Origin of the sequence: uncultured Finegoldia sp., assembly GCF_947252345.1 — a bacterium.
Taxonomy (GTDB): Bacteria; Bacillota; Clostridia; order Tissierellales; family Peptoniphilaceae; genus Finegoldia.
In genome coordinates, this window is the sequence record NZ_CAMXVC010000033.1 from 1 (window position 1) to 18,473 (window position 18,473).

Consider the following 18,473-nt stretch of genomic DNA (forward strand, 5'->3'; position numbering starts at 1 on the left):
ATTTTGGCATACAAAAACCCCTCCATCCGTATTCCGGATTTTGGGGTTCAGGTCAGAATGAGTCCTGTAGTTTTCTAGTTTACTTTTTCTATTTTTTTCTATTTTACTTCTTGTGCGTTTTCCCACAATCCGTGGATGTTGCAGTAGCTCAATGCGTAAACTGTTCCCGGTTTTGTAGTCTTTACATAAGCGTGTGCGTGTGGTTTTGTGAACACTTCGCCTTCGCCGTGAGCTGCTGCTTGGTATGATGCTACTTCGATTGGGAATTTGCTGTCTTCTGGTTGGAAGAATACTTTTAGCCAAGCGATATGGTGTTCAAATGTGTTTGGGTGTTCGATTTCTTCGCCTACGATTGCGCATACTTTGAATCCGTCGTCCTTTTTGTCAACGTGGATTACTGGAACGTGTTTTTCTGCTTTCCAATCTCCAGATTGTACTGTTTGTGTTAATTTATTCATAAATATTACCCCCTATAAAATTCGTTACAGCTTATTTATACCCGAATTTTTTTTTGCTAATCATTATAATTTAAAATGATTATAGTTTTATATCCATAATGCAAATTGGCACCTGTTGTGGTGCCAATTGTCGTGTATTATTTGTCGTTTTTTTCGATGGTGTCTTTGAGTGGTTGGTCTGTCGTGATGTCTACTCCTGCTGCTTTTGCTATTCCAACGGAGTCTTCTGTCGAACCCAGTGCCAATGCTTTAAGCCATCTGTCTACGGCATGTTTTCCTTTTTCAAATTTGCGTCTGCCATTACTGGCACAAATGTCTGTGCCAGTAATAAGAGAGCTAGCATAAATGCTGTTAATTTGTTCTTCAAGTTATCATCTCCTTATTTTACGGTGATTTCTCTTGTGTTTGATTTCATACTGCCTTTTATAGCCCAGTTGCGAACTATATCTCCAGATTTAAGTTTTCCTATTTCTTTTGGAATATTAAATCCAAATCTTACTTGTTTGATAGTACGTCTTCCAATTTTTTTTGTTGAAGTATATTTTTGTGATTCAATAATATACTTTTTGTTTTCACGAATAATTTCTAGCTTTCCAACAACACCAGGTGCTAGACTCTTTTCGTTTGCTGCCACAAAATCAAGTCCTGCCTTTGGTTCAGTAATTTCCATTTCGACAATTTTAGCACCTTTTGGAGATATGACTTTGTCTTTTGTAAATTTGGATTCTAAAAGTTTATTAGAATTTAGTGTTACATCTTCCCAACCACTAAATATATTTTCTCCTGGTCTGTTGTATACAGTTGGTGGAGTAATAATAACATCTTTGTTGATTGCAACATAGAATTTGCTAGTAGCTAACATAAATGCTTTGCTATCATCAACTACAAATTCTACTAGAACCATTCCTTCTGGTTTTTCTTCTTGTAATTTGTCGTCGTCTGTTACCTTAGGGTCAACTGGTATGACGTCGGCTTGTGGTTCGTATTGTTCTGTGAACTCTACATTTTGTCCGTTAAGTTCGAGCTTTTTGTCCCAGCCGTGGTTCGCTGTTTTTGCCTTGTAGTATTTGTCAGGGGCAATTCCCGGAACTGTCATTCCTGCTTTTACTGCCTTGTCAAATGTCAAATCTTTTGCAACTTTGTATGTTACAGGTTTTGTTTGTTCTGCATCAGCAAGTTTTAATTTACCATGTTTTCCTTGTTTGAAAGTCACTTTGATAAATTGTGATTCAACAGTATCATTTTCATTAATCTTTTGAACTGAATCTTGCCAGATTGCTATTAACGTTTTGTCTGATGTTATTGGTGTTGTCAAGTCAAAGTAGTCTTTTTCGTTTTCTTTGCCTTTTTCTTTCCAACCCATAAATACTTTGCTATTTAATTTTGGTGTTGTGACATTCGTCAACGGCTTTCCGTGTTCAACTGTTTGACTAGGAACATCGCTGCCGCCATTAGTATCAAATGTGACCTTGTATTTAGCTGTTTTCCATTGTGCAGTTGCCGTCGTGTCTGCATTTAGTGTTACTTTGTAGCCTGGTTGATAAGTTTTGTCTCCTATCTTCCAGCCTGCAAATACTGCATTTTCTTTTTTTAGATTTCCAAGATTTTCAAGTCTTAGGCTCTTTCCTACGTTTATCGTAGCTTCGGCTGGAACATCGCCCGTTGCTCCACCAGCATTGTAAGTCAATGTCACTTGACCATCTGCAAATATCGCTACATATTCTCTGTCGCCAGTGATTGGAGTTTGGTCGTCGATGTTTTCTTGCCAGTAACTGAATTTGAAGTTTGGTTTTGCTATTGCTTTTGGAACTGCAAGTTGTGTGCTGTTAGCTTGTTCATTATCTTTCAAATCTTTTAATGTGATGTTGGCTTCAGGGTTTACATAGTAAACTTTTTCTTCTACATCTCCCGATAGCATACCTTTGTTAGCATCTTCTGTTCTGAATGTGACTGTTACATATCCATCAGGTTTGTTTGGATTTTCATCAGTTTTTTCTACAATATCAGAAGATTTTGTAAAGTTAAAAGTAAATTCCGTATTTGATTTGAATGTATCTTTTAAGTTTTTATCACTTGTGTCCCAATTTCCGCTAACGTATCCAACGCTTGGTGTTTTTGTAATCTTACCTGCTGATTCTGTCATATCTACTTCGACATCTGGTGATACGTAGTAAGCTAAGTTGCCTGATACTGTTCCGCCTGTTCCCGCTTTGAATGTTACTTTTACATAATTGTCCATGGCTCCTTCAGGTTTGCTGCCATCTGCTTTTGCAGGGATAATTGGCTCGTGTACTTGAACCGGTATTTCGATTGGCTTTTCAGTTGTACCAACGCTCGAACCGTCAGTGTACTCGACAACTACTTTTACCTTGCTTTCTCCTGGATTGTCTACATTTGGACTTTCTACTATTTTTACTTCTTTTATAGTCTTTCCTTGAGGTGGAGTAATTTTTCCTTTAATTTCATCAACTGTCGGTGTCTTTCCTTGTGGTGTGTGAACAGTATCTGTTGTCGGAACTTGGTCTTTAATTTTTTCAAATTCAACAGAATATTTTGCAATGATTGTAGTTTCTTTTTCGAATTTTCCTACTATCTTATCTTCCCAAGTTTTTGCCTTGTTTTCTGTTTCCCACTTAGAGAATTTCATTGTGTAGCCAACTGCACCAACATTTTTTGGATCTGGATTTACAGTTTTACCAGTTGGATTTGTTACTGATATCGCAACTTCCCTAGTTGGGTTAACCCAGAATGTTTTTTCAAAAGCTGTTTCTTTCGTAGCTTTGTCAGTTGTCTTGACGATTACTTTGACGTAATTTTCCGGAACTTTTGGTTTTTTAGTTGAATCTTTTTGTTCAACTACATCTTCAGCGAATTTTGGAGAAATTACTGTGGCTTCGGTGAATTTGTGACGTTTTGTAAAATCATAAACTCCATTTTCTTCACTCTTTTCATTTTGTGCTTTCTTGTTCGCTGTCCAGTTTGTGAAGTTTGAATTATCTGTTGTATCTACTGTAGGAATCTCTACCCATGCTCTTGGATTTACGTAGTAAACTTTGTTGTCTTTTGATTTTAAATCTCCAGTTGGTGCAACTGTTACTTTTACGTAATTTCCAGTTACATCTTTCAACTCGCCTTTTTCAGCTTGTGATAAGAATAGTGGTTTTTCTGTTCCTGTAAGTGCTTCGTAGACGTTCTTGTAAACTTTGATTGGAATGTCAAGTTCTTGTGGGTCTTTTCCATTTGTAAATGTAACCTTAGCCTTGACATTTACTGTACGAACAAGTTCTTCTGTGTCGGCTTTCTTCTTTTCGTTTACTAACTCATAAACTTGCTCATCAGTTGTCAATTCCGTATTTCCTACGAAAAGTTTCACCGTAGTTCCAGCTGGGATTGTTCCATTTCCTTTCCAGACTAATTGTGCTTTTAATTCATCAATTGTCGGTGCGAATTTGTTCGTCCAATCTTTTTTTGCATCTGCCTTGTCATCTTTGAATGCTTCTGTCCTCACCAGACCAGATGCTGATAATCCTGACCACTCGAAGTATGCTGTAAATGTGTGGTTTCCGTTGACGATAGTGTCTTTGTTCAACAAAACTCCGTTCTTCCATTCGACAAACTTCTTGCCAGTTTCCGGTGTGATATATTGCTTGTTGTCAGTTTTTGTTTCGCCGTGTTTAAGTTCTTGTGGAACTGGAAGCAAATCTGATTTAAGTCCCTTTATCACATCGTAGTGCAATTCTGTAACAGAATTTCCTTTATTGTCAGTGAACGAACCACCCTTGTCTGCTTTGAATGTCACTCTGACATAACCTTTTGGTGGTTCTTGATTTCCAGGAACTTCTATCACTCTTACGTCCTTATAATAGAAGAAGATTTGGTCGCCACCAGTGCCGTTGATTCCCAAAAACTCGTTCGTGTCTTCGTTGACATCGTAGAACAATTGTTGTTGTGTCTTTTCATTTTCAGATAACACCCAACCAGGTATTGGTCTGTAGTTTCGTGCGTCGAAGTGACGATTACCATTAGATACATTTTCCGGGTCAATTACCTGGTACTTTTTGATAATGTCTTCTAATTTCTGCTTGTTAGCTTTGAATTTCTTTTTGTTTGCTTTTTGTGCTTTTAAAAGGGCGTCTCCAGTCAAACCAGCAGTATCTTCAAGTCCCAAGTCCTTATAAAAATCCTCAATTTCCTTCTTGCCTCGTTTGTCAATGTAATTTACTTTAACTTCACGATATCTATATGGTCTGTAGAAGAAATGGAACTCATTACCCTTGTAATTAGGGTTTTCTATCATTTTGCCTGAGTTTGGGTCTTTTATTTTCAAAGGTTCTATACGTTGATTTTGGAAATATGAATTATTGAAGTGAAATTCATTGTTGTATTTTTCATATAACTTTTTGATTTCTGGGTCTTGTGATTTTCTTAATTCCTTATCGGGAGCCAGTATCCATCTTTGACCTTGTTGGTCACCAACCGTGGCAGTGTAATATCCAGTTTTTTTATCTTCAAGAATATCTAATGGGTCATCTAGTCCATTTGTTTTTGCACAGTTTTTATCCAAAAGATGGTGATAAACTTTTACATCCTCTTTTTCATTTGGAACCCATATAGCTTTTAGATAAACAGGAGCTACAACGTCGTTTCCAAAAGTATAAAGTTCAGGAACCCTATATGCTTTACGGTACGAATCATCAACCTCAGTAGTGTACTCGCCGTCATTTCCTTTTTTGTAACGAATAATTTCCCAGCCCATAAAATAGTAGCCTTTTCTTTCAGGGTCTTTTGGCTTAACCAATTTTTGCTTTTGAATTACCGTGAAAATTTGCTTTCCATCTTGTGTAGTTGGAGCTTCTTTTAAATACCCTTTTTTTGCATAGGTATTTTCTTCCTCTTGTCCAACATCTCCCTCTTGGATTGTTTTGCGTTCTGTTGTTAATTTTTCTTCGCTGATTGACTTTAGTTTTCCGCCATCAGGGTCAAATGTTACTTTCCACTTATTGTTAGGCTCTCCCCATTTTGCATATAAAACCACATTGTGTGCCGGCATAGTTTCGTTGATATCACTAATGAGCTTATTGCCAGCAGGGTCCAACGCCCAGCCTTTGAATACCAGTTTATCCGAAAGACCTTCCGGCCTTTTGACTTTTAATTCGTTATCTTTTTTGTCAGTGAACACTAGACCCGTCAAACCTAATTTTTGTAAATTTTTCGGATTGTCTATTAAATTTTTCGGATTTTTTTTGTAATAATCTTTATCTTTCTTGTCAAGGTTTTTATCCACTAAATCAGGACTTAATGCTTTTAGTGGGAACTCGTAGAAAGTTTCCAATGAGTTGGTTTTGTTAAATTCACTATCATCCTTAGTCCTTGATGGGTCGTAGTTGAACCTCAACTTATACTTGTTGCGAAAATACTCGAATCGCAAGTAGCCATTTTTGTCAAATTCTTTTGAATCATCATTCGGAAAATATTTCATAAACTTCAACTTGCCCTTATAATCCTCTTCATCTTCAGTTGATTCAGGATGAGGTATTATATTTTCAGGTTTTGGGGCTGTTATTTCCTCACGTTCCTCATTGAGGTCCTCTAAATCAAAATCATCTTTAAATTCCGAGCCTCTACCTCCCGTTGTTTTTGGTGTAAAACCTTGGAGGTCTGGAGGAAGAAAATCATGATAATTACTATTATTGGTATCCGATTTTACGGTGTAGAGGTCATAGTCTACTACTTGACCACCATCAAAATCATCCAACCAAAAGTCTATATGGTGGGGCATTGTTTGCTCATTTTGATCAATACCAAAGGAAAGGTCAAAAACATCGCTTTTTTTTGTTTGCCCTTTTCCCATGTCTATGACGTCAGCATAGCCTCCTTGTGCTATTAATTCGGGAAAATCTAAAAAAAGATTGGCGGAGAGTCTGTAAGGCGGCGTGTCTCTATAATAATGTTTTGGTTTTTTTAAATTTGGTAACCATCCTAGACTGTTGTAACCCTCCTTGAAGTTTCTAATTTCGTTTACATCATTCGGCCACAAACCAACCATTAGTTGGTTAAATCTTGCTTGGAAGTGGTATGGATTGCCCTCTTCGCCTACTTTTTTATCATTTTTCCATATTTCTGGATAAAAACTGGATTCACTCACGTTAGATTTTGTAAAGTAAAGGTTGTAGACTCGTCTGTCGTAGTAGACATTGTAAACGGTCTTTCCCGTGGATTCAACTTTTTTCACTAAGTTTTCATTTTCGGAGTCTTCGTTTTGCTCTTCGGTAAGTTCTTTGTTGTATACAAAGAATTTATTTAGATAAGGATGGTTTTCATCAGTTTCCTTCCATATCTTTTGTAGACGAGCGTCATCTAAGTCCGGGAATTGTACTCCATCTACAGGTTCCGCATCTAATTCCGGTCTAGAGTTTGTGTCGGCATTTTTTATGACATGAGTACCCATATATTCGTACTTTTCTGAAAGACTAGCGTTATCGGCATGGTCTGATTTTTCTGCCCAGAATTGTACTGCGTAGTCTGCCTTTGGCAGTTCCTTCCACACGGCTGTGAATGTCAATTTTTCTCTCGTGTTTTCATCTTTTCCCAAATCAAGTGCCGGCATTTCAAGACCGACATCCAAATCTAATGATGGTGTGCCATCGTCTTTTTTAATAATTTCTCCCGATTTGTATTTCTTGTTGTTTTTTGATTCTAAATCGTGTGATGGCTTCCATCCCTCAAATATACTACCTTTCTTTTTAGGGATATTCTTGTTATCTATCTTTGGAATTTCTTGGTCGTAATAATACGTTCTGGTATCTATTGGAGTGCCTCCCGTAGTATCAAAAACCACACTATAATTAGCACGATTGTAGCGATACTCCATTACAAATTCAGATGCGTCATCCGGAACTTGCATTGTGATGTGTGGAGCTTCCGGAATAAATCCCCTTCGTTCGTTTTCTATTAAAGGTACTACCTCCATTGTAGAGCCAGTGTTCCCTGATTGATAGGAAAGTTTTCTATGCTCTTTTTTAACTTTTTCCTTAGGCGTTGTTTTACCGTCAGTGTTTGTAACACTTCCGTCTGAATTTGTAATCGTTCCATCTGGATTTGTGTATTTCTCGAATTTATCTATTTTTTGAAATACATGTTTAACAGTTATTAATTTGGAAATAGCTTCGTATTTAAAATCTTGATTTGCTTTAAATTTCTTGCCAATGATATCATCGCCAGATTTCCCCTTACCATTAGCAGCGTTTTTTACAATATTATAGTCAATATTGTAAAAGTCATCATAGCGTGACTTATCATATCCTGCAAGTGTCGGAAGTTTGATTTTTTTAATAACCTTAGCTTGTTCTTCTGGTGATGCGGCTTCTCCTACACTTGCAACGTATGGTTGGTAATTTATTTCGTACTTTTCACCTTTTTGTACTTTGTAGTCCGTGCGCAGCGTATAGATGGCTGGCTGGGTAGGATTTGCCACTAAGTCCTTCGCTGTTTTTCCCTTTTCCGGCTTTGCAACCTCAACGTTTTCTACTTCGTTTATTATCTTGCTTTTGTCGTTTGACAGATTTTTATAATCATAAGATGCCAACAGCTGCTGCGGCATTGATGTCAAAACCATTATCAAAGTCATCAAAAAGCAAAGACATTTCTGAATTTCTTTTTTTATTGACTTTTTCAAAAAGTATCACTCCTCTGAATCTATTTTTGTAAAAATATCTATTTTTTTCTGGTGTTATATTTATATCATAGAATCACGATTATTTCAAGATATGTGTTATTATTTATCAGAATGATAATCATTCTCAGAATTTAAAACCTATAATTTCCCAATAATTTAATTTTTAACCAACGATTTGCCACCAAAATTCAATGTTTAAATCACTGTGCGTGGAAAAATTGTCGATTGTTTTCTTATAATAAGTGCGTGTGTTGTGGTGTCTGTGGAATGTCGAAGTCGTGGCTGTGATTTTGTACGTGGTGTTCAAATGTGTTTGGGTGTTCGATTTCTTCGCCTACGATGGCGCATACTTTGAATCCGTGTCCTTTTTGTCAATGTGGATTACTGCAACGTGTTTTCTGCTTTCCAATCTCCAGATTGTACTGTTTGTGTTAATTTATTCATAAATATTACCCACTATAAAATTTGTTACAGCTTATTTGTGCCCGAATTTTTTTGCTAATCATTATAATTTGAAATGATTATAGTTTTATATCCATTATGCAAATTGGCACCTTTTATGGTGCCAATTGTCTTGTGTTATTTGTCGTATTTTTCGATGTCGTCGATGACTTTGCCGATGTATTGTTCGAAAATATTTACGAAAAGACCAACTCCCCGTCTATCATTTCTATAAAATTAGTGGTATTTTGTTTTTCAATCGCTTTTAATTGATTCATTATATCTTCTGTTATTTCCAATTCATCCTTAAAATAAATATATTTATTTCCATTGACTATCACTACTTCTATGTTATCGAAGTCATAATTCTTATATAAATTATACAAATTTACCATAAATTCTTTCAGGTCTTGTGGAATGTTTTCGTTGTCAATCATGCCTTTATTTTCAACCAATGTCAATATTTTAAGCTTATTACACATATCATTAAGCTCTGATAAAGTAAGATCTGCATTAACAAAGTTATTAATCTCTAATATTTGTAATATTTTCTTATCTAAAATAGTTGGTTTCTCATCGGCAGATTCACATAAATTATTATACTGATACTCATCATATATACTTTTTACTACCGGATATCCTTCGAAATTTTCAAACTTATCATCAATAAGCTTTTTCTCAAAAACACTCAAATACATCAAGTTTGAACAATAAAGCAACGTGTTCAATTTAAGGTTTTCGTCATTTCCACCTTTTAAAATGCTTGGATTTTTAAACACAAACCAGTTCGCAATTTCAATGGCCTTCATAAAACACCCCCATTTTTTAAAAAAGAGCCTCAATGATATACTCATGAAGCTCCTCTTTTCTTTAAATATCTTATTTATCAACCTAATTATAACACAAATTTAGGTTGCGTCGGGTTTTCTTTATGTGATAAATTTCTCGTTCATTAGAATCCCCTATACTGTAATTTCGTTCTTGCTTTTTTCATAAAATGATAGGACACCGCATATAAAAGAATCAAATTCAACACAATTTTCTTCATATCTGCTTGATTTCCCACAATTATTTTTCTGATTTCTTGTGTTATTGTGAGTTTGTATCCAAATATCAAAAATGCTGTTGTGATAAATCCAGTAAATGATGCTACTCGTTCGTAAATAAATGTGAGTGCCATGAACAAGAAGAACACGCCATACATGAAAATCAAGGCGAATATTATAGCTACAATCAGATTTGGTTTGAATTGTATTATCCCATTCAATCCATTTCCCGATAAAAATATTACAATCGAAAATAAAATCGCCGCTTTTACTAACCAAACGATGCTTCTTTTGAAATAAATCATCGTGATGCTTGTTCTGGATGCAATCATATTAATCATACCGTTGCTTTTGATTTCAAATTCTATAGATTTGACAAGTTCAAACAACACTGTCTGTAACAAATACCATATCAAAAAATACGTGAACGATTCATTGTTCCAATTGTCCGTCGATTTCAGCATCAGACAAACTCCAGAAAGCATGATAATATCCGATATTAGCTTTGAAAAAAATTCTATCTTGTAGTTTTTGTTTTCGTCGATGTATTTTCGTAATTCTCCGTATTTATATCCCATACAAATTACCTCTTTTCATGCTTGTTTGAATGTTTTTGTCGTATGAAATTTTGACCAAAACGGACAATACAACAGCCTGTATCAAAAGCTGTATTATCAAATCATATCTGATATTATTCAGTTGTAATTGTGTGAAAATTGTACGTGCATTGTTAAATGGAAACAATATTTTATTGATAAGTACAAGTGCTTTGTTGTCGACTTTTACGGTAATATCTCCGAAAAACAACATATAAGTTTCTGCCAAGGCGACAAAACTTCCCAACCTTTTGTAAAGTAGTGTGAAGCTTGATAAGAATGTTCCCAATTGATAAAGTATGAACACAGACACAACCATCACCAAAATTATTATAGGAATGTGGTTGAATTTCGAATAATCAAAGTCTACTGATACAAATATCAATGTGAATATTACGATTACTTTTATCGTATTCATCAAACATTCCACTAAATTCCTGTACAAAACAACTGATAGTATCCCTGTTTTTGATTGGACAATTGATATCAGTGTTCTGTCTGTTATTTCGTTTTGTATCAAAAATGTTGGTGATTCAATCGCATAAGTCGCATAATACCACAATATCATCATCAAAAACACGATTTCTTTTTCTTTTACAAACAGTGCATCTATGATGAAAAGTGACATCAAAAGCACTGCGATGTTTGCAAATATGACGTTGAATTTGTATTTTTTGATTTCTGCGAAATCTCTGTTAAATTCCAATAACAATTTACTAAACATTTGAAATCACCCTGAAGTACACATCTTCTGCCGTCAAAGATTCTTTTCTCATGCTTGTTATGTCACAGTTTTTAAGTAGAAATTCCTTCTCATCTTCATCGTAAACTGACAATATAATTGAATTATCAGTAAATTCGTATTTCGTTTTCTTCAAATTATCTAGTAGATTTCTGTTGGTGTTTTCTATTTCAATGATGTCTTTTTGTAAATCTTTTGAATCAAACAACTGTTTGGATGGTTTATCCAGTACAATTTTCCCTTCATTTATTAGTATTAATCTGGAGTTGATGTTTTTCATAAATGATAGGTCGTGACTTGTGAAGATGACTGTCTTTTGGTCTTCAACTGCTATTTTGTGTAGAAAATTCAACAGAATATTCATACTATTGATGTCCAATCCATTGGTAGGTTCATCCAAGCAAATTATGTCGGGATTGGTTAGAAGTGTGACTATGAGTGAAAGTTTTTGACGATTTCCTTGCGATAATTCGGATACTTTTTTGTCTTTGAACTCTGTAAAATCTAGTTTGTCCATCAAATTATTCACTTCATTTTCATTGTAATTAACGTGATTTAGTCCCAGAAAATATTTGATGTTTTCAGTGGCTGTCAAATAATCGTAGTATCCGCCTCCACTTTCAAGCACAAGTTTGGTGTGTTCTCTGATTTTAGAATTTTTGTTGGATATTTTATCCACACTACATTCTCCTTGGTCTTGGTACAATAATCCACACAAAATTTTAATTAGTGTGCTTTTTCCGGAGCCGTTTTTCCCTATAATTGAAACTATTTCGCCCTTTTCTATTTGCAAATTCTCAACTTCAAGTACAGTATTTCCGTCGAATGATTTTTTAATATTATTAAATTGTATATACATTTGTTGCCTCTTATCTATGTAAATTGGCACCTGTTGTGGTGCCAATTGTCTTGTGTTATTTGTCGTATTTTTCGATGTCGTCGATGACTTTGCCGATGTATTCGATGGTGTCTTTGAGTGGTTGGTCTGTCGTGATGTCTACTCCTGCTGCTTTTGCGATGCCAACGGAGTCTTCTGTCGAGCCCAGTGCCAAGGCTTTGAGCCATCTGTCTGCGGCTGGTTTTCCTTCTTCGACTATCATTTTAGATACTTGCGTTCCGATTGTGAGTCCTGCGGAGTATGTGTACGGATACAATCCCATGTAGTAGTGTGGTTGTCTCATCCATGTTAATTCTGCTCCGTCGTTTATCTCGACGTCGTCGCCCCAGAATTTTTGTAGTGTTTCTCTGAAGATTCTTGACAAATCATCGGCCGTGAATCCTTGTTTGGCGTCTATTAGTTTGTAGACTTCTCGTTGGTAGTAGCCTTCGATGAAGTGTGTGACGAAGTTGTGGAAGTAGGTTCTGGAGATTATTTGTCCGGACAAGTATCTTCTTTCTTGGTCGGTTGTGGCTTTTTCCAACAAGTATCTGCTCATGATGAGTTCGTTTGTTGTGGATGGCGATTCTATGAAGTACATTGATGGGTCGTTGTCCAATACGTTTTGTGTTTTTTGCGAGATGTGCGATTGTCCTGCATGTCCCAATTCGTGCGCCAATACGATGGCTTCGGTCAATTTGCCCGTCCACGATATCAATACGTAAGGGTGTGCCAAGAATGGCGATGCGCAGAATGCTCCTGTTGATTTTCCAAATGTGTTGACAAAGTCAATCCACTTTTCGTCAAATGCACGATCGAGCATTTTGGAGTAGTCTTCACCCAAGATTGACAAGCCTTCTTTGAGTAAGCCCCTCGCATCTTCGACTGTGATGTTTTTCGAGAATGAGTTTTCGACGTCCAATTTCAAATCCATAAATGTAACTTTGTCGAGGTTGTATTCTTTTTTGATGATTTGGGCGTATTTTCTCATATGTTTCGGAAGTTCTTGCATAATCACATCTAGTTGTCTGTTGTATAATTCACGAGATATGTTTTGCTTGTCCAACAAGAAATCTATCACTGAATCGTATCCTCTTAGTTCACTTTCCGCCTTTTCGGCTTGGCAATGTGATAGGTAAATCATTGCTGTCGTGTTTTTGTATTTGGCAAGTTCGTCGTAGAACACTTGGTATGATTTCCTTCTCAAATCCGTGTCGGTGTCGTTGTCGTAGACTCCTTCGAACAAGTTGTATGTCATTTCGTATTTTTTGCCGTTGACTTCGAAATCCGGGAATGTGATGTCGTGGATTTTAGTGGTGTTGTAGATTTCGTAGAATGAGCTGAATGTCTGAGAGAATTTGCTTATAGTGTTTTCCACTTCTTTGGATAGGATGTGTTCTTTTTTCTTCAACAAGCTGTCGATGAATCGTTTGTTGTTGGCGTCGTTTTTCACTTGGGTAAGTGTTTGTTCGTCAACTTGTACGAGCTCTGTTTCGAAAAAGCTCATTTTGTTTTCGATGTCGGCAATTTTTGTGAATGTCTGCATGGCTCTTTTTTGTGACTTTTCGTTGTGGCCGTCCGCTTCCACATCGAGTGATGCGTAGTGTGCGATACGGTCGATGTTAGCCACGATGTCTCTGTAATCGTCCATGGCGTTTTTTATGATGTCTTCTGAGTTCAACTTGTTTTCATAGTTTTGCTTGAAATCGTCGGTCATCAAATCGACTGTTTGGATTGCTTTTTCGAACTCGTCTTCGCTCTTATACAATGCAGACAAATCCCACATATATTGAGGGTCTGCTTCTTCTCTTTTACAGTATTCTAATATGTCCATTATATCGCCCAATTTCCTTCCTTAAATACTTCTATTTCTTTGCCGTCAGCTGTCGTGCCTACGATTGTCATATCCTTCGAGCCGACCATAAAATCAACGTGAATCAATGAGTCGTTGATTCCCTTTTCCTTCAATTCTTCCGGTTTCATATCAACTCCGCCTTCAATACAAGTCGGATATGCTTGACCGAATGCTAGATGACAAGATGCGTTCTCGTCGTACAACGTCTTGATGAATGTCACATTTGACAACGAAATCGGCGATTCGTAAGGGACAAGTGCGACTTCTCCCAGGTATTTTCCGTTTTCGTCAGTGTCGAACATATTCTTCAAAGTTTCCCTGCCGATTTCTGCGTCAAAATCGACAACTTTTCCATTTTTAAATTCAAATCTCATCTTGTCAATCGTGTTGCCACCGTAGTTCAACGGTTTCGTGCTGTAAACAACGCCGTTGACCTTGTCCTTATGAGGAGCTGTGAAGACTTCTTCTGTCGGAATGTTCGGCACAAAATCATTTCCGTAGTTGTCCGTAGCCTGTGCTGCCATCCACAAGTGACCTTCTGGAAGCTCTATCGTCAAGTCCGTTCCCAATGAGTTTGTGTAGTGTAGCTTGACAAATTGGTGCTTGTTCATAAATTCTGCGTGTTTGTTCATCGTGTTCAAGTGTTCATCCCACGCTTTGATTGGGTCTTCTGTGTCAGAACGTGTCGCCTTGAAGATTTCCTCCCACAATTTTTCTACAGCTTCTTTTTCTGAAAGTTCTGGAAATACTCTCTTCGCCCAGCCAACACTTGGAGCTGCTACAACACACCAGCTATTGATGTCGTTCATCGTGTATTTTCGAATAGGCTTCATCTTTTGGGCATAAACCTTGCTTCTCATTTGAACTCTGTCAGGGTCAATGCCCTTTAGGTTTTGTGGGTCTTGGCAAGTGACAGAAATCACTCCCGCCTTTTTTTCAAAATAGTATCTCGATTTATCTACTAAAAAATCGCCGACGTCCTTCAACGCTTCTTCAGATGCGTTTTCATAGAACATTCTGTCGATTGTGTCGTCATTCCATTCCATCACAACTTCGCTGCAGCCTTTTTCGTAGGCGTATTTCGCCAAAAGTCTCGCAAAATCCGCCCTCTCAACCGAGCAACGAATCACGAGGGGTCTGTCGTTCGCATTGATACCCTTTTCAATGACCAATTTTGCGTAATTATTTAGTTTTTTGTCAAAATTTTCCATATTTACCTCCTCATTAAACTTAATAATATTATATGGTTTTCCCGTATAATTTTCAATTTAATCCGTCAAAATTATTGCAATTTAGCAAAAATCTCGTCAAATTTTGATTGACTTTAATAATTTATTATACTAAAATCTAAATATAAATGAAAGGATGAAATTATGATTAATTACGCAATTTTTGATATGGATGGAACTTTGATCAATTCGATGTACAAGTGGAACAGAGTTATCATGGAATACATCGACAACTTGGGCGTCAAGCCGGACGAGGAGTTTATCAAGAAGATTAAAACAAAAACGCTGTTGACATCCATCGACTACATTCACGAAACTTTTGACATCAAGAAAACCACCGACGATGGTCTGAATTTTATATATTACACGATTAAAAACGGATATATGAACGAGTTCGATTTGAAACCGGGCGTGCGTGAGGCGCTCTCGAAATTGAAATCAATGGGGATAAAAATGGCTGTCGCCACTGCAACGGAAAGTCACTTGGCGATTCCCGCACTCGAAAAGCAGGGAATACTCGACTACTTCGAGTTCGTGCAAACGTGCAAATCCGTCGGATATCACAAATACGAAGAGGAGTACTGGAAGTGCGCCTTGCAAAAATTGGGCGGCACCGTCGACAACACGGTCGTGTTCGAGGACGCTCTCTACTGCATCGAAACTGTCAACAAGATGGGTTTTAAAATCGTGGGAATAACTGACGAATCTACGAAAAATGATTACTGTTTGATTGATGAAAAAGTCGAGCAGTACATCGACTCGTACAACGATTTGGACTACGATTTGTTCAAATAGGAGCTGCGATGAGTAAAATTATATATATGTTTGTAATATCAATGCTTCCAGTTTTGGAGATAAGAGGTTCGTTGATTTACGCACTCGCAAACAACATCAACCCAGCTGTCGCATTCTGCTTGTCTGTGATTGGCAACATCTTGCCGATACCATTTTTGATTTTGTTGACAAGGAGAGTTTTGCAATGGCTAGACACCATCAACACTTTCAAGCCGTTTGTGGATTGGCTCAACAAGAAGGCAAAGGAAAAAAGCAAGACGATTGACAAGTACGGCAAACTCGGCCTGTATATTTTGGTGGCGATTCCACTTCCGGGAACGGGAGCGTGGACTGGCGCATTGGTGGCATCATTCTTGGGATTGAGCCCCAAAAAAAGTATGCTACCCATAACGCTCGGAGTCATCACAGCGGGAACTATTGTGATGCTTTCAACAATGGGAGTATTGAATGTGATTAGATAACAACAAAAAAGACCTTAACAGGTCTTTTTTTGGATTAATTTTCATTCAAAGGTGTGGAAAATTCATATAAATGTTCTGGTGATATATCTATGTCATCATTCCAAACAACGGTTCCGCATTCTACCTTGGCTTTTGAAAAAAATATAGGATTGTTTAATTTTGTGTAAATATTTTTCTCTAAAAGAGGTCTGGCGTCGTAAATTTTAATGCTGCCATCTGCAAATGATAAAATCAGCGTATAATCGTTCTTTGCCTGTACCGATTTTACTACCCAATTAGGATTTTTCATATCAATTCTCCCTTCTACATAATATTTTATATTAATTTTAATGCAAAGGCTCGATTTTATAAAGAGCTTGTTCATTAATAGCAAGTTCCCAGTTAGCTATTAATTCGTCTTTATGTATCACTGCCCATGCAGAGATGAGCTTTGTTTGTTTTCTTGGCATATCTCCTTCTATTAATTCTCCTTCCATACTAAATACAGCGTTGTGTCCTTGGTATGTTGCGTGAAAATGTGGTGGATTGTGCTCTCCGTTATTATACATTCTAATAATAATCCCATAAAACATTGATATTATTGGCATTTACTCACCTCCTATTGAAATTCTTTTAATTATTTTCCTGCTTTTGTTTGTTCAAAAATAAATACGCCAAAACTATTATTCCCAACGAGAATAAAATCATCATTCTTTCGTCTTTGTTTCCAGATTCTGGGAGCTTTTCATCTTGTGGCTCTTTCTTTTCCACGACGAGCGATTTCTTGGACAAGTCGCCCTGTGACAACATAACGTTAAATTCACGAACTTGGCCTTCTATCAAATGCACTCCACCCACTCCGTTTCGTGTCAATCTGTCCGAATTGTTGACTGTGAGGTTGTAGTTTCCGGGAAATAAATTGTCGAAAACAACTTGACCTTTTTTATTTGTGTATGCGAACTTGAACGAGTCCGTCCTCTCGTCTTTTAATGATACGAGGATTTTCTCCTGTGGTGCGTCTTTTTTCGTGACGTTTACAATCAGCTTGCATTCGAACTGTTTTTTGAGTTTTTCTGTGATTTGCGTGCTGAATATGGATTCGTCGGCGTCCGAATCAATGTCGATGTCGTTGATTTTGAAATTGTTGTGAGCCACGAACTCGTCACTCAATTTGTCGATATAGACTTCGTATTTGCCGCTGTCATCGACGTTAAAATGAGCATAGCCGTACACATCCGTCTTTGCAATGTATATCTGCGTCCCAGATTTCAATTTGACATCTATCTCTTTCAGTCCCACTCCGTAGCTGTCCGTAATCCTGTAATCTATCCTGTAGGACTTGTCCTTGTCCTGTTTACTCTTGGCAAATATCGTCTTCGTGTTAATGACGTTGTTTTCAAGCAAAATGCTGTCCTCGTCGAAATAATACCCAGAAGGTGCCGATATGACTTTTATCTTGTGCTCTGTCGGGGCAAGTCCTCGAAATTGCACTTCGCCATCTTCGTTTGTCTGGTTCTCACGAGATTTCCCCGTCTGAGTATCCGTCACGATTATCTCGACTTTCGGAATGGGTCTGCTTCTCTTGTCCAACACCGTAATCTTGAACGTGGCATTGTCCTCGTCAGATGCCTGCTTGATTGCAAAAGACAAATTCGACTTGAAATTCTCCATCAGCCTTTTGGCGATGGAATCGTTCATATTCCTGCACGGATTTATCGGGCTGTCCAGTTTATCTATTTCACTAGCTGTCGTGATTTGTGGAAGCATCAACACAACCATCATCACGACAATTATTTTCTTCAAAATTTTCATAATAATTCTCCTATTTAATAATATATCACAACAGGAGCATTATTTGCCATTTTTCCACCAAAAAAGTCGCACGGTGTTGTGCGACTTTTTGTTGGTTATTTTGTAAATTGCTTTACAACTGATTCACTAACAGAGTTTTCTCCTCCAAATACGTTGGCTTGTTCTATTTTCGATTCCTTCAATGCGTCTTTTGTCGCTTGTGGGATTTCGTTTGTTTGTGTCAATAGTATTGGGCAGTCTATTGTTCCTATTACTAAGCTGTCTGCAAAGTTTTCTCCACTTGTGATGTTGACCTCTTTTGTGTCTTTGAATGCGTATTCGTAGATTTTCTTTGCTGTGTCGTAGCGGTCTGTTCCTGCTATTCTTGTTGCGTTTGGTAGTTTGTTAGCTATTTCTTTGGAGATTGTTTTTTCTCCTCCTACTATTGTTACTTTGTTGATTTGTTTTAGTATTTCTTGTGTTGGTTTTGGTATGTTGTTTGGTTGTACTAGTAGGATTGGCATATTT

General features: G+C 37.1%; 14 protein-coding genes. 2 read left to right on the forward strand and 12 right to left on the reverse strand.

Features of this window, described 5'->3' with window-relative positions:
• Positions 1 to 98 precede the first annotated feature (98 nt).
• From Q0X02_RS06805 to Q0X02_RS06840, 8 genes are all read right to left on the reverse strand, one after another.
• Positions 99 to 458, reverse strand: coding sequence for a desulfoferrodoxin family protein (locus Q0X02_RS06805; RefSeq protein WP_297813481.1), 360 nt, complete (start codon positions 456 to 458; stop codon positions 99 to 101).
• A gap of 379 nt (positions 459 to 837) precedes the next feature.
• Positions 838 to 8,133 (reverse strand): InlB B-repeat-containing protein, encoded by a 7,296-nt coding sequence (locus tag Q0X02_RS06810; RefSeq protein WP_297813485.1) that lies wholly within the window; start codon positions 8,131 to 8,133, stop codon positions 838 to 840.
• A gap of 638 nt (positions 8,134 to 8,771) precedes the next feature.
• Positions 8,772 to 9,383 carry a hypothetical protein gene (locus Q0X02_RS06815; RefSeq protein WP_297813487.1) on the reverse strand — a complete coding sequence of 204 codons (612 nt, stop codon included), beginning with the start codon at positions 9,381 to 9,383 and terminating at the stop codon, positions 8,772 to 8,774.
• 143 nt (positions 9,384 to 9,526) lie between these two features.
• Positions 9,527 to 10,198, reverse strand: a complete 672-nt coding sequence (locus Q0X02_RS06820; protein WP_297813490.1) for an antibiotic ABC transporter permease — start codon at positions 10,196 to 10,198, stop codon at positions 9,527 to 9,529.
• The gene (locus Q0X02_RS06825; RefSeq protein WP_297813492.1) at positions 10,188 to 10,940 is read right to left on the reverse strand and encodes an antibiotic ABC transporter permease; all 753 of its coding nucleotides are present in this window, start codon (positions 10,938 to 10,940) and stop codon (positions 10,188 to 10,190) included. Before Q0X02_RS06825 ends, Q0X02_RS06820 begins: the two co-directional genes overlap by 11 nt.
• Positions 10,933 to 11,817: an ABC transporter ATP-binding protein gene (locus Q0X02_RS06830; RefSeq protein WP_297813494.1), complete on the reverse strand. Its 885-nt coding sequence runs from the start codon at positions 11,815 to 11,817 to the stop codon at positions 10,933 to 10,935. Before Q0X02_RS06830 ends, Q0X02_RS06825 begins: the two co-directional genes overlap by 8 nt.
• Positions 11,818 to 11,872: 55 nt before the next feature.
• Positions 11,873 to 13,669, reverse strand: coding sequence for an oligoendopeptidase F (pepF, locus tag Q0X02_RS06835; protein WP_297813496.1), 1,797 nt, complete (start codon positions 13,667 to 13,669; stop codon positions 11,873 to 11,875).
• Positions 13,669 to 14,901 (reverse strand): aminopeptidase, encoded by a 1,233-nt coding sequence (locus Q0X02_RS06840; protein WP_297813498.1) that lies wholly within the window; start codon positions 14,899 to 14,901, stop codon positions 13,669 to 13,671. Before Q0X02_RS06840 ends, pepF begins: the two co-directional genes overlap by 1 nt.
• Before the next feature lie 162 nt (positions 14,902 to 15,063).
• Between Q0X02_RS06840 and Q0X02_RS06845 the strand changes: the two genes are divergently transcribed.
• Both Q0X02_RS06845 and Q0X02_RS06850 read left to right on the forward strand, forming a co-directional pair.
• A complete protein-coding gene (locus tag Q0X02_RS06845; RefSeq protein WP_297813500.1) occupies positions 15,064 to 15,714 on the forward strand; it encodes an HAD family phosphatase in 651 nt (216 codons plus the stop codon).
• An 8-nt stretch (positions 15,715 to 15,722) separates the two neighbouring features.
• A complete protein-coding gene (locus Q0X02_RS06850) occupies positions 15,723 to 16,175 on the forward strand; it encodes a small multi-drug export protein (RefSeq protein WP_297813502.1) in 453 nt (150 codons plus the stop codon).
• 34 nt (positions 16,176 to 16,209) lie between these two features.
• Here Q0X02_RS06850 and Q0X02_RS06855 read toward each other — a convergent pair whose 3' ends face one another.
• The 4 genes from Q0X02_RS06855 to Q0X02_RS06870 form a co-directional block, all read right to left on the reverse strand.
• Entirely contained in the window at positions 16,210 to 16,464 is a 255-nt protein-coding gene (locus Q0X02_RS06855) for a DUF2442 domain-containing protein (RefSeq protein WP_297813504.1), read from the reverse strand.
• Positions 16,465 to 16,501: 37 nt separating this feature from the next.
• A complete protein-coding gene (locus Q0X02_RS06860) occupies positions 16,502 to 16,762 on the reverse strand; it encodes a DUF4160 domain-containing protein (protein WP_297813505.1) in 261 nt (86 codons plus the stop codon).
• A 25-nt stretch (positions 16,763 to 16,787) separates the two neighbouring features.
• On the reverse strand, positions 16,788 to 17,966 hold the full coding sequence (locus tag Q0X02_RS06865; RefSeq protein WP_297813507.1) for a collagen binding domain-containing protein: 1,179 nt from the start codon (positions 17,964 to 17,966) through the stop codon (positions 16,788 to 16,790).
• 95 nt (positions 17,967 to 18,061) lie between these two features.
• Positions 18,062 to 18,473, reverse strand: a 412-nt coding sequence (locus Q0X02_RS06870; protein WP_297813509.1) for a cell wall-binding repeat-containing protein, incomplete at its 5' end; no start/stop codon positions are given.